We start from the raw sequence: 11,898 nt of genomic DNA on the forward strand, positions 1-11,898 counted from the left end.
GGCTAGCGGCGCGAGAAGACCGTCACGGCGCCGGACAAGAACGACGTCGCGTAGACGTTGCGCCCGTCGGGGCTGACCACGATCGAGCTGGCGCCCAGCAGCGCGCGCGCCCGCTGGCAGCCCCGCGTCGGCTTGGTCGTCAGGCATCCGGCCCGGCCGGACAGCTGGCGGGAGGTCGAGTCGAACACCTCGATGCCGCCGCCGAACGAGGCGATGTAGACGGTGCGCCCGTCGGGTGACAGGCCGAGGCCCTCGGGCTGGCGGAACCCGCGGCCCAGGGAGCAGCCCGCGGCCGGCAGCGCCGCGATGCACGCGTCGGCGGTCGTCGCCTGGGTCAGCGCCCCGCCCGGTGCGCGGGCGAAGATCGACATGCCGTTGCTGAGCACGGTCGTCGTGTACAGCGTCGTGCCGTCCGCGCTGACCGCGACCGCGTTGGGCCCGCCGAGCGAGCGTGCCGGCGTGCAGCCGTTGGTGCCGGTCGCCGACGCGCAGCCGGCCGACGACAGGGCGCCGGTGGCGCTGTCGCGGTTGAAGGTCAGCAGGGTGTTGGACAGCGCGCCGGCCGCGTAGACGCTCGCGCCGTCGGGGGAGACCGTGACGCCCTCGACGCCGGTCAGGCCGGGCACGGTCGTGCAGCCCTGGGTGGCGTCGGCGGTCAGGCAACCGGTCTGCGACAGGGCTCCGCTGGACGGGTCGCGGACGAAGACGGCGATCGCGTTGCCCGTGAACGCGCCGACGTAGACGTTGCGCCCGTCGGAGCTGACGTCCACGGTGTCGGCGCCGCCCAGCGCCGGGCCGGCGGTGCAGGCCGGGTCGGCGCTGGCGAAGCAGCCCGTCTGGGTGAGCGCGCCCGTCGTGGTGTCCCGGGCGAAGACGACGATCGAGCTGCTGTCGCGAGCGGTCGCGTAGACCGTGCGGCCGTCGGGGCTGACGGCGACCGCGTTGGGGCCGTCCAGGGACGTCGTGGGGGCGCAGCCGTCGGCGCCGCCGGCCGCGATGCACCCGCCGGCGCCGTCGGGCTGGGTCAGCTTGCCCGTGCTCGCGTCCCGGGAGAAGATGACGATCGCGTCCGCGTTGGACGAGGCCACGTACAGGTTGCGCCCGTCGGGGCTGGTGGCGATCGCGTGGGAGCCGACGAACGGGCCGGGGCCGGCCAGCGCTCGCGCGGTGGCGCAGTTGCGCGCCTTGCTGCCGGCGCCCACGATGCATCCGCTGGGGCCGCGCAGCTGGGTGAGCGAGCCGACCGGAGGGGCCTTGGGGGCGGCGACGGCGGGTGCTGCGGCAACGAGCGCGACGAGCAACGCGGCGCAGAGGAGGAGGCGACCCATGGCGCAACCCTACGGGACGGGGCCGCGTAGGCTGTCACCCCGGATGCATCGACAGTCGCAGCTCTTCCTTCCCACCGAACGCCAGCCGCCGGCCGACGCCGAGGCGATCTCCCACAAGCTGATGGTGCGCGCGGGCCTGATCCGCCAGATCGGCAGCGGCATCTGGTCGTGGCTGCCCGCGGGCTGGCGCGTCCACCAGAAGGCCGCCCAGATCGTGCGCGAGGAGATGGACCGCATCGGCGCGCAGGAGATGCTCATGCCGGTGCTCGTGCCGGCCGAGCTGTGGAAGCGCACGGGCCGCTACGCCGCCGACGAGCTGTTCAAGCTCAACGACCGCAAGGGCGCCGACCTCGTGCTGTCGATGACCAACGAGGAGACGGTCACCACGCACGCGGCGCAGGTCGTGCGCAGCTACCGCGACCTGCCCTTCTCGCTCTACCACATCCAGATCAAGGAGCGCGACGAGCCGCGCCCCCGCGCCGGCGTGCTGCGCACCCGGGAGTTCATCATGAAGGACTCCTACTCCTTCGACCGCGACGCGGACGGCCTGGAGGTCAGCTACCAGGCCCACGCGGGCGCCTACGACCGCATCTTCGACCGGGCCGGGCTGGAGTGGTACTCGGTCGAGTCCGACGTCGGGATGATGGGCGGCGTGGGCGCGCACGAGTACATGGCGCCCTGCGCGGCCGGCGAGAACGACGTCGTGCTGGCCCCCGGCTACGCGGCCAACCTCGAGGTGGCCACGGCCGAGCCCCAGCCCGTGCCGGCGCTGCCCGACGCGATCACCGGCGAGCTGCTCACGCCCGACGCCTCGACCATCGAGGCGCTGGCCCAGGCGCTGGACGTGCATCCCGGCGCGCTGCTGAAGGCGTTCCCCGTGGTCACCGAGAACCGCGGCGTCGTGCTGGTCATGGTCCGCGGCGACCACCGCGTCAACGACGTCAAGCTGCAGAACGCGCTGGGGGAGGCGTTCCGGCCCGCGCACGCCGACGAGCTCGCCGCCAAGGGCCTGGTCGGCGGCTTCATGGGGCCCAACGACCAGGTCGAGCTGCTCCTGGACGCCGCCGTCGCCCCGGGTCGCTACGTGGTCGGCGCCAACAAGCCCGACCACCACGTCGTCCTCGACGTGCCCGCCGGCGACCGCGTGGACATCCGCACCGTCGTCGAGGGCGACACCGTGGACGGCCACCCGGTCCGCATCGAGCCGGCCATCGAGGTCGGCAACATCTTCAAGCTGGGCACCCGCTACTCCAAGCCGCTGAACGCCACCTACCTGGACGAGAGCGGCACCGAGCAGCACATCTGGATGGGCTGTTACGGCATCGGCCCGGCCCGCATCGCCGCCGCCGCGATCGAGCAGTACGCCGACGAGAAGGGCATCTCGTGGCCGAAGGCGCTGGCCCCGTGGGACGTCCACGTGGTCGCGCTGGGCAACGAGGAGGAGCCGCTGGCCGCCGCCACCGCGCTGGCCGAGGAGATCGAGGCGACCGGCCTGAGCGTCCTGCTCGACGACCGTCCGCTGCGGCCCGGGGAGAAGTTCGCCGACGCCGAGCTGCTCGGGTGCCCGCTGCGGGTCACCGTGGGCAAGCGCTCGCTGGAGTCGGGCAACGCCGAGGTCCAGATCCGTCGTGGTCGCGTCGACCACGAGGGCGGGGTCGCGCTACGCGGTGGGGGATCCGCGGTGGCCGAGCTGTGGCGAAGCGCCCCCTGACCTTTCGCCGTCTGAGCGGCCTGGACCGCTCGGGGCCTGACCCGGTCGAGACGCAGGCCGGTCAGCCGCTGCGCCCGTGGACGATCCCCAACGCGATCGGCTACCTGCGGGCCGCGCTGATCCCGGTCTTCCTGATCGTCGCCTTCTCCAGCCCGGACGGGACGAGCGTGGCGATCGTGCTGCTGTTCTTCGTGACCACCGCGGGCGACTACGCCGACGGCATCGCCGCGCGCGTCACGGGCCAGTACAGCCGCCTCGGAGCGCTGATGGACCCGATCGTCGACCGCGCGGCGATCCTGGCCGGCGTCGTCGTCTGCTGGCACTTCGAGCTGCTCCCGCGCTGGGCCATCGCCGTGCTGGCCGCGCGCGAGGCGTTCATGCTCGTCGTCGGGCCGTTCGTCGTGCGCCGGGGGGTCCAGCTGCACATCAACTGGCCGGGGCGCTGGTCGGTCTGGCCGCTCATGGGTGCGATCGGGCTGGGCCTCTGTGGGGTGGAGGACATCGCGGCGATCCTCCTGTACGTGGGTCTCGTACTCTCCCTGTGGGCGACCGTGCTCTACGGTACGTCCGCGGTGGCGCAGCTGCGGGAACCCTCAACGTCAGCTTGACGGTGCGGGCGAATCGGCTATGCTGCCGCCCTTCGACCTCCCCCCTTTGGTAGGAGTCAACGCATGGACACCTTCCCCGATCTCGGGTCACTTTCCGATCAGGAACTCAAGGACCTCATCCAGCAGCTGACGGAGGAGGAGGTCGACATCTCCTACAAGCGCAGGATCCTGCACGGGAAGATCGACATCCTCCGCGCCGAGCTGGTCAACCGCCTGCGCAAGAAGCACGAGGGTGGCGAGGACGTCATCACCGGCGACGACGTGCGTCGCCTCACAGACATCCTGGCCGGTCGCACCGGCGACGAGCCCAGCGCGTAAGCGCGCGCCAGAGGACCGCGGGACCCCGATCGCTGATGGCGTTGCACTGCCCGGAATGCGGCTTCGTCAACACTGACGGTGCCAACTACTGCCAGAAGTGCGGGGCGTTCCTCGTGCCGCCCGAGACGACCCCGGGCGGCGATCCGGTCACCGCGACCTACCGCGTGGGGGACACCGGCGAGCTGATCCCGGTCGATCTGGACTCCGCCACCTCCGAAGGTCCGGTGCTGGTCATCCGGTCCGGCGGCGGCCGCGTGGGCGAGTCCTTCCCGCTCGATCGGGACCGCATGACGATCGGGCGGCGGCCCGACTCCGACGTGTTCCTCGACGACGTGACGGTGTCGCGCGACCACTCGCTGCTCGTGCGGCGCGGCGGCGACCTGTACCTCGATGACCTGGGGTCGCTGAACGGCTCCTACGTCAACCGCCGGCGCATCGAGTCGCACCGGCTCGAGGACGGTGACGAGCTGCAGATCGGCAAGTACAAGCTCACCTTCCTCCAGCGTTGAGCGTCATGGACGGCCCCGAGCTCGAGCTTCCACTCCCCGAGGACGCACTCATCGCCGAACCCGGCGTGCGGGAGAAGGCGATGACGATCGGCGCCGTGACCAAGGCGCTGGTCCAGGAGTTCCCCGACATCTCGATCTCGAAGATCCGCTACCTCGAGGATCAGAAGCTGCTCTCGCCGCGGCGCACGCCCGGCGGCTACCGGCTCTACTCGCCCTCCGACGTGCAGCGGCTGCGCACGATCCTGCGCCTGCAGCGCGACGAGTTCCTGCCCCTGCGGGTCATCCGCCAGGAGCTGGCCGCCGGACGCAACGTCGACGCCCCCGTGCCCGCCGCCGGTCCCGATGGCGGCCGTCGCGCCCAGCGGCGCCCCTCGGTCAGCGTCCGCGAGCGCGGCCCGCTGTACTCGATGGACGACGTCGTCGAGGAGACGCGGGCCGATCCCGCCCTGGTGCGCGAGCTCGAGGAGTACGGCGTGATCAAGGGCGAGAACCGGGCCGGCGTGAAGTACTACGACGAGACCGAGCGCGAGATCATCCGCGCGGTCACCGAGCTGGCCCGCTACGGGGTCGGCGGGCGCAACCTGCGTGTGTTCCGCTCCTCGGCCGACCGGGAGGCCGCCTTGCTGCAGCAGATCCTGGCTCCGGCGCTGCGCTCGCGCAATCCGGAGCGCCGCAAGGAGGCCGTCGAGGCCCTGGAGAACCTGGCCGCGGTGACCAGCCACCTCAAGCACCTGCTGCTCGTGCGCGACCTGCGCGGGTTGGTCGGATGACCGGCCTGTCGGCCGAGCAGCTGCGCGAGCTGGTCCGCGAGGTCCCGGACTACCCGCTGCCCGGCATCAACTTCCGTGACATCACGCCGCTGCTGGCCTCACCCGAGGGCTTCCAGTCGGCCGTCGACGGCCTGGCCGCGCTGGCCCGTCCCTACGCGCCCGATCACGTGATCGCCGCCGAGGCCCGCGGGTTCCTGTTCGGCCCCGCCGTGGCCGCCCAGCTGGGCGCCGGCTTCGTGCTGGCCCGCAAGCCGGGCAAGCTGCCGCGCGAGACCGTCAGCGTGTCCTACGAGCTCGAGTACGGCGTCGACTCGCTGCACGTGCACACCGACGCGATCGGCCCGGGCGACCGGGTGCTCGTGCACGACGACCTGCTGGCCACCGGCGGCACCGCCGCGGCGCTGTGCGAGCTGGTCGAGACCGCCGGCGGGACCGTGGTGGCCTGCGCGTTCCTGATCGAGCTGTCCTACCTGCCGGGCCGCGAGCGCCTCGTCGGACGCGACGTGCACGCCGTGATCGACGACGACCGGGGCTGAGCGCCCGCGTGCCCACGACGCGCGCCCGCCGCACGCTGGCGGCGCCTCCCGGCGACGTGTGGGCGATCGTCGGCGACGCCCATCAGCTGCCGCGCTGGTGGCCGCGGGCGATGCGCGTCGAGCGCGTCGGGGCCAAGGGCTTCACGCTGGTGCTGAAGTCCAACCGCGGGGTCGACGTGCGCGCCGACCAGCGGATCCTGGCCAGCAGCCGCCCGCGGCGCCGCGCCTGGGCGCTGGAGGTCGCGGGCACGCCGTTCGAGCGGGTGTTCGTGCTCAACGAGGTCGACATCAGCCTCGATCCCGCCGAGGGCGACGGGACGCGCGTGACGATCGAGCTGCGCCAGCGCATGAAGGGGGCCGCGCGGCTGGGCGGGCTGCTCGTGCGCCGGTCGGCCGGCAAGCAGCTGCGCGAGGCCCTGGACGGCCTCGAAGCGGCGCTCTAGTTGCCCAGCGCGCCGCGCAGGATGACCGTGCCCGGATCGGTCGGGCTGGAGCGCGTCTCCCGCGTGAGCACGATCTCGCGGTAGTCGCCGGCGTCGTCGGGCAGCGTGATCGAGCCGCTGAAGCGGCCGTTCTTGGTGACCTTGTTGGGCGAGAAGCCCAGCAGCGTCGTGGCCTTGTCCTTGGTGCCGCCGGCCAGCCACAGCGCGTAGACGTCCTTGCTGGTGTTGGCGGGCAGCCCCTGGGCGGTGACGGTCACACCGTGGTCGGTCCCGTCGGTGAAGAACTGGGCCACGCCGAGCGCCTTTCCGCCCTGCGCGGTCGGGCGCATGTTGACCTGCGCCTCGACGGTGATCGGCTCCTGCGTCGTCGCAGTCTGGGCGCCCGCGGTCGACGTCTGGGCGGCCGGCGTGCTCGTGCTGGCCGACGTGTTGGAGCTGTCGTCGCCGCCGCGGGTCAGCAGCACGACGATCAGGATCACCACCACCGCGGCGACGCCGGCGATCAGCAGGATGCCGCCCAGGCGCGACGGGCGCGGCTCGTCGTCGTCGCTGCGCTCGCCGAACCCGGGGAGCGCGGCAGGCGCGGCGGGCGCGGCGCGCTCGGCGGCCACGGGGGTCGCCTCGGCCGGGGCGCGGGCGGCGGGTGGCGTGACCGGCGGCGGCGCCGGCGCCGACAGGGGCGCCTCGTCCTCCTCGATCTCGTCGGGCAGCACGCCGCGGGGCTCCAGGCCACCCTCGCGCAGCGCGTCGCCGACCTCGATGGCCCATTCCAGCGCGGCCGGGGAGTCGTCGATCAGATCGAGGGTGTCCTCGGTCTCCAGCTCGTCCTGCTGCCCCAGCAGCCAGTCGCTGAGCTCGTCGCGGTCGGCCTCGTCGATCGCGGGGCCCAGGGCGCCCAGCGCGCCGGCCGCGCGGGAGCGCACGGCGGCGGGGTCGATGCGCAGCAGCGCGGCGAGCTCGTCGTAGCTCTTGCCCTGGCGCAGCAGCAGCTGCAGCACGGCGCGTTGATCGGGGCTGAGGTCGTCCAGGCGGCTCACGGGCGGGCGAAGGCTAGTCGAACCTGACGGGTATCGTGCCGCCGCGATGGCGATCGATCCGAAGTGGCAGCCCGTCGTTCCCTGGGATGAGGGCTTTGACGCCCTGTACGGCCTGGAGATCGACGAGATGACGCCCGAGCGTGCCACCGCGCACGTGCTCGTGCGCAACGCGATCCGTCAGCCGATGGGGCTGGTGCACGGCGGCGTGTACGCGTCGATCGCCGAGTCCGTCGCGTCGCTGGCCACCGGCGCGGGGGTCGTGCCCGAAGGCCTCGTGCCGCAGGGGCTGTCCAACCAGACGAACTTCCTGCGACCGATCCTCGAGGGCACCATCCACGCGCTGGCGCTGCGCCGCCATCGGGGCCGCACGACGTGGATCTGGGACGTCGAGTTCAGCGACGACGCCGGCCGTCTGTGCGCGGTGACGCGCATGACGATCGCCGTCCGCGCGCCCTACTAGGCGACCCGGGTCAGGCGGCGGGTCGGCTCGACCGCACCGACCAGCGCCACGTGGTCGAGCTGCTCGAACGCGTCGACGACCTCGGGATCGAAGTGGGTGCCCGCGCCGCGACGGATCTCGGTCAGCGCCTCGGGAACCGACCAGGCCGGCTTGTACGGGCGCTCGTGGGTGAGCGCGTCGAACACGTCGGCCACCGCGACGATCCGTCCCGACAGCGGGATCGCCTCGCCGGCCAGCCCGTTGGGGTAGCCGTGGCCATCCCAGCGCTCGTGGTGGCTGCGGGCGATCTCCTCGGCCAGGCGCAGCACGTCCGACTCCGAGCCCGACAGGATCTGCGCGCCCGCCTCCGCGTGGCGGCGCATCACGGCCAGCTCGCGCGGCGTGAGGCGTCCCGGCTTGAGCAGGATCGCGTCGGGTGTGGAGATCTTGCCGATGTCGTGCAGCGGGGCCGCCCGGCGCAGGTGCGCGCGTTCGGCGGCGTCCAGCCCCAGCCGCTCGCCGACCAGCTCCGCCGTGCGACCGATGCGCTCGGCGTGCTCGTGGGTCTCGTCGTCGCGCCACTCGGCCGCCCGGGCCAGGCGCTGCAGCGTCTCGACGCGGGCGCGCTCGAGCTCCTCGGTGCGGCGGGCCACCCGGCGCTCCAGGCGGTCGTTGACCGTGTCCAGCGCGCGAGCACCGCGGGCCACGACGAAGATCGTGACGATCAGCAGGACCATGGCGCCGACGAGGCCGGCCAACGCGATGGAGCGGGCGCGGTGGTTGTCGGCGGTGACCGACACGGTGGCGGCGCGCTGCTGGGTGCGGACCGCGGCGCGCAGGTGGTCGAACGCCGCGCGCAGCCGGTCGACCTGCCGCTTGCCGTCGATCGCCTCCCGGTCCAGGTTCGAGCGCGTGCCGGCGTCGATGCGGCGCATCAGCGGGAGCGCGTATCCGTGCACGTACCGGGCGATGGCGATCTCGATCGCCGCGGCGTCGCCGCTCAGGCGCGCGTCGCCGCCGGCCAGCGCCGTCAGGCGCGTCGTGGTCACGGGCAGCGTGGCCTGAGAGCGCCAGAACGGATCCAGGAACCGCTGCTGGCGGGTCAGCGCGTAGCCCCGCAGCCCGGTCTCGATGTCGATCACCTGGTCGCTGGCCCGGTTGACCGCGTCGAGCACCAGATCGGCCTGGTTGCGCTGCGCCCAGCTCTGCGACGCCGACTCGCTGGCCTGCACGAAGACCACGACGAGCACGGCGAAGAGCGCGGCCAGCACGACACCCGCGAGCGCCACGCGAAAGGTCAGAGAACGCCACATCTGTCCAGATAGTCGGCGCCACCCAGGACCCCGGCCATACCGCAAAGCGGTGAACGCTAGGGATCGATCAAGCGTTCACGGAGCGCGATGGCGATCAGGTGAGCGCGGGTGCGGGCGCCGACGCGCTCCATCGCGTTGCGGATGTGCGTGCGCACCGTCTCCGGCGACAGCACCAGCCGCTCGGCGATCTCTCGGCCGTCGGACCCATCGGCCAGCAGGGCGGTGATCTCGCGCTCGCGCGGGGTCAGCCCGCCCGCCGGGACCTGGGGCGGGGCGCTGAGGAAGATCAGCAGGTCCTGTCCGTCCTTGGCCTGCGGGTGGATGTGCAGGAAGACGTCGCTGCGGCTGCCGTCGGCGCGCATGAACGACCACGGCATCGTCACCGGTTCGCCGCTCTGCACCGCGGGGCGCACCTCCTGCAGGCGCCGGTGCAGGTCGGCCGGCGTCCGGTCGCCCGGGCGCATGCGCAGCAGCCGCTCGCGCGAGACGCCGAAGCACTCGCAGGCGGCGTCGTTGGCCGCGCTGTAGTGCCAGCGCGGGTCGATCAGCAGCAGCGGGTTGCGGCTGGCCTCGAAGACGTGCCAGAAGTTGCGGTCAGACGACTCCACCGTCGTCTCCTACCCGCTACGGGATTTGCTGCGCACCGGTGGGCGTCGTGACCGGGGCGGCGGTCGGGGGCGGTCGGTCGATCGTGCCGTCGTCGCGCGACTGCAGCGCCAGCAGGATGCCGACGGCGCCCGCGGTGGCCAGCACGATGGCCAGGACGAAGCCGAGGACCCGCCTCACGTGGACGCGGGCGCCTTGGTGAAGCGCCCGTTGGTGTTGCGCGTGCGCGACCGCCGCTTCGTCGTCGTCACGCCGGCCGCCGCGGCCAGTTCGGCGATCGACTCGCGCAGCATCTCCGTGACCGCGCTGAGGTCGGGCAGCGCGTCATGGTCGCCCAGCAGTCCGAAGCCGAGCTTGCCGTCATAGCTCATGACCGCGATGCCGATCGCCTGGTTCTCGGCCAGCGGCACCACGGGGTAGATCGACTGCAGCTGGCGGCCCAGCAGGTACAGCGGCATCTGCGGTCCGGGCACGTTGGTCACGACGACGTTGAACAGCCGCTGGCGGGACTGCAAGCGCGCCGCCTGGCTCATCAGCGTCGGCGGGGCGAAGTCGGCCATCTCGGTCAGCGTCTGCGCGCCGATCGCCTCGTGGGAGGCCTTCAGGTGCTCCATCGCCGTGTGCACGCGGTTCAGGGCGGCCACCGGATCGGTCTCGCCGACGGGCAGCGGCGCCCACACCGCGGCGACGCGATTGCCGGTCGGCCGCTCGTCGGCTGCGCGCACCGAGACCGGCACCAGCGCGCGCAGCTCCAGACCGGCCGTGCGGTGGCCCTGGGCGCGCAGATGGCGCCCCAGCGCGCCCGACACGACGGTCAGCACGACGTCGTTGATCGTGCCGCCCAGCGCGTCCTTGATCGCCTTGAACGTGCTCAGCTCGGCGTCGGCCCACTCGTAGCGGCGGTGGGGCCCGATGCGGACGTTGTACGGGGTGCGCGGCGCGGGCTCGAAGCCGGCCCAGGCGAAGGCCCCCAGCTCGGCCAGGCGCTCGGCGGCGCCGCTGGCCACCTTGCGCGGCGCGCGCAGCGCGGCTCGCGCGCCGCGGCCGATCTCCGCCGGGACCGTCGAGCGCTCCAGCAGCGCCTGGGCCAGCAGCTGCGCCGCCGTGGGCGCCGGGCGCGGGACCCACGCGGTGGCGGCGCGGGGCGTGTCGGCGGGGTCGGGTGCGGTGTCGAACAGGACGGTGGTGATGTCGACGCCGGCGATGCCGTCGACCAGCGCGTGGTGCGTCTTGCCGATCACCGCGAAGCGATCGCCCGACAGGCCCTCGACGAGCCACAGCTCCCACAGCGGCTTGTTGCGGTCCAGCGGCTGGGAGAACAGCCGGCCGGCCAGGCGCTTCAGCGCGGCGTCGTCGCCGGGGCTGGGCAGGCCCGTGTGGCGCAGGTGGTAGCGCACGTTGAAGTGCGCGTCGTCGACCCACACCGGGCGACCCTGGCCGAGCGGGACCGAGGCCAGGCGCTGGCGGTAGCGGGGAACCAGGTCGAGGCGGTTGCGGATGTGGTCGACGAGCTCGACGTAGCCGGGCGCACGGCCCGCGAAGACGAGCACCTCGGCGACGTGCATGTGCGCCTGGCCGCCGCGCTCGAGATGCAGGAAGGAGGCGTCGAGGCCCGTGAGCCGATCGGGATTGGCCACGCGCTCGATTGTGGTCTGCCAGACCGGTCTTGGCAAACTTCAACAAGCTGTGTAAGCTACTTACACAGTGGGTAATCAAGAACACATGGACCTGCACGACTCCGAGACCTTCGCCCGCGCCTACGCCGACCACCACCGCTCCGTCCACGCCGTCGCCGTGCGCGTGCTCGGCGATGCCTCCCGCGCCGGTGACGTCGTGCAGGACGTCTTCATGCGCGTGTGGTCGCGGCCGGAGCGGTTCGACGCCAAGCGCGGCGAGCTGGGGCCCTACCTGCGGCTGATGGCGCGCTCGCGGGCGCTGGACGTGTGGCGTGAGGGGCAGGCCGCCGGCCGGGCCAGCGACCGCGTGCGCGATCTGGTCGCCGTCGAGAGCCCTGGGCGCGATCACGACAGCCGGCCCGACGCGATCCTGGCCCGCTCCGAGGCGCGTGCGGACGTGCGCGGCGCCCTGCGCGAGCTGCCCGGCGCCCAGCGCGAGGCGCTCGTGCTCGCCTACTGGGGTGGGCTGACCGCCGACGAGATCGCCCGGCGCACCGGTACGCCGCTGGGGACGGCCAAGAGCCGCATCCGCCTGGGCCTGGAGCGCATGCGCGGCGCGCTGACCGAGACCGGGCCCGAGGTGCAGGCCGCGTAAGCTCCCGCT

General features: G+C 73.1%; 15 protein-coding genes. 9 read left to right on the forward strand and 6 right to left on the reverse strand.

Annotated features, from left to right (window positions below; genetic code table 11):
- Nucleotides 1–2: 2 nt before the first annotated feature.
- Nucleotides 3–1,328 carry a lactonase family protein gene (locus tag ACZ5UI_RS06140; RefSeq protein WP_464195290.1) on the reverse strand — a complete coding sequence of 442 codons (1,326 nt, stop codon included), beginning with the start codon at nt 1,326–1,328 and terminating at the stop codon, nt 3–5.
- Nucleotides 1,329–1,371: 43 nt separating this feature from the next.
- Between ACZ5UI_RS06140 and ACZ5UI_RS06145 the strand changes: the two genes are divergently transcribed.
- From ACZ5UI_RS06145 to ACZ5UI_RS06175, 7 genes are all read left to right on the forward strand, one after another.
- Nucleotides 1,372–3,039: a proline--tRNA ligase gene (locus tag ACZ5UI_RS06145; protein ID WP_464195292.1), complete on the forward strand. Its 1,668-nt coding sequence runs from the start codon at nt 1,372–1,374 to the stop codon at nt 3,037–3,039.
- Nucleotides 3,021–3,647 (forward strand): CDP-alcohol phosphatidyltransferase family protein, encoded by a 627-nt coding sequence (locus ACZ5UI_RS06150; protein ID WP_464195294.1) that lies wholly within the window; start codon nt 3,021–3,023, stop codon nt 3,645–3,647. The genes ACZ5UI_RS06145 and ACZ5UI_RS06150 overlap by 19 nt, the downstream gene beginning before the upstream one ends.
- A 63-nt stretch (nt 3,648–3,710) precedes the next feature.
- Nucleotides 3,711–3,965, forward strand: a complete 255-nt coding sequence (locus ACZ5UI_RS06155; RefSeq protein ID WP_464195296.1) for an RsiG family protein — start codon at nt 3,711–3,713, stop codon at nt 3,963–3,965.
- Between the two features lie 35 nt (nt 3,966–4,000).
- Nucleotides 4,001–4,474 (forward strand): FHA domain-containing protein, encoded by a 474-nt coding sequence (locus ACZ5UI_RS06160; protein WP_464195298.1) that lies wholly within the window; start codon nt 4,001–4,003, stop codon nt 4,472–4,474.
- A 5-nt stretch (nt 4,475–4,479) separates the two neighbouring features.
- Nucleotides 4,480–5,244, forward strand: a complete 765-nt coding sequence (gene ftsR, locus ACZ5UI_RS06165; protein WP_464195300.1) for a transcriptional regulator FtsR — start codon at nt 4,480–4,482, stop codon at nt 5,242–5,244.
- A complete protein-coding gene (locus tag ACZ5UI_RS06170) occupies nt 5,241–5,780 on the forward strand; it encodes an adenine phosphoribosyltransferase (RefSeq protein ID WP_464195302.1) in 540 nt (179 codons plus the stop codon). Before ftsR ends, ACZ5UI_RS06170 begins: the two co-directional genes overlap by 4 nt.
- Nucleotides 5,781–5,788: 8 nt before the next feature.
- A complete protein-coding gene (locus ACZ5UI_RS06175; RefSeq protein WP_464195304.1) occupies nt 5,789–6,223 on the forward strand; it encodes an SRPBCC family protein in 435 nt (144 codons plus the stop codon).
- On the opposite strand, the gene ACZ5UI_RS06180 is transcribed toward ACZ5UI_RS06175, so the two are convergent.
- Nucleotides 6,220–7,260 (reverse strand): RNA polymerase sigma factor, encoded by a 1,041-nt coding sequence (locus ACZ5UI_RS06180; RefSeq protein WP_464195306.1) that lies wholly within the window; start codon nt 7,258–7,260, stop codon nt 6,220–6,222. The two genes, ACZ5UI_RS06175 and ACZ5UI_RS06180, sit on opposite strands and share 4 nt — an antisense overlap.
- Before the next feature lie 46 nt (nt 7,261–7,306).
- Here ACZ5UI_RS06180 and ACZ5UI_RS06185 point away from each other — a divergent pair, with 46 nt between their 5' ends.
- A complete protein-coding gene (locus ACZ5UI_RS06185; protein WP_464195308.1) occupies nt 7,307–7,720 on the forward strand; it encodes a PaaI family thioesterase in 414 nt (137 codons plus the stop codon).
- On the opposite strand, the gene ACZ5UI_RS06190 is transcribed toward ACZ5UI_RS06185, so the two are convergent.
- Genes ACZ5UI_RS06190 through ACZ5UI_RS06205 form a run of 4 tightly spaced genes read right to left on the reverse strand, consistent with a single transcriptional unit; the run spans nt 7,717 to nt 11,255 of the window.
- Nucleotides 7,717–9,012 carry an HD domain-containing phosphohydrolase gene (locus tag ACZ5UI_RS06190; protein WP_464195309.1) on the reverse strand — a complete coding sequence of 432 codons (1,296 nt, stop codon included), beginning with the start codon at nt 9,010–9,012 and terminating at the stop codon, nt 7,717–7,719. The genes ACZ5UI_RS06185 and ACZ5UI_RS06190 overlap by 4 nt on opposite strands.
- A gap of 56 nt (nt 9,013–9,068) precedes the next feature.
- A complete protein-coding gene (locus ACZ5UI_RS06195) occupies nt 9,069–9,620 on the reverse strand; it encodes a helix-turn-helix transcriptional regulator (RefSeq protein ID WP_464195311.1) in 552 nt (183 codons plus the stop codon).
- 16 nt (nt 9,621–9,636) lie between these two features.
- Nucleotides 9,637–9,798: a hypothetical protein gene (locus ACZ5UI_RS06200; protein WP_464195313.1), complete on the reverse strand. Its 162-nt coding sequence runs from the start codon at nt 9,796–9,798 to the stop codon at nt 9,637–9,639.
- Nucleotides 9,795–11,255, reverse strand: a complete 1,461-nt coding sequence (locus ACZ5UI_RS06205; RefSeq protein WP_464195315.1) for a WS/DGAT/MGAT family O-acyltransferase — start codon at nt 11,253–11,255, stop codon at nt 9,795–9,797. Before ACZ5UI_RS06205 ends, ACZ5UI_RS06200 begins: the two co-directional genes overlap by 4 nt.
- Before the next feature lie 85 nt (nt 11,256–11,340).
- On the opposite strand from ACZ5UI_RS06205, the gene ACZ5UI_RS06210 reads away from it, so the two are divergent.
- Nucleotides 11,341–11,889: an RNA polymerase sigma factor gene (locus tag ACZ5UI_RS06210; RefSeq protein ID WP_464195317.1), complete on the forward strand. Its 549-nt coding sequence runs from the start codon at nt 11,341–11,343 to the stop codon at nt 11,887–11,889.
- Nucleotides 11,890–11,898: the final 9 nt, after the last annotated feature.

It is taken from the genome of Conexibacter sp. JCM 18997, assembly GCF_055391915.1.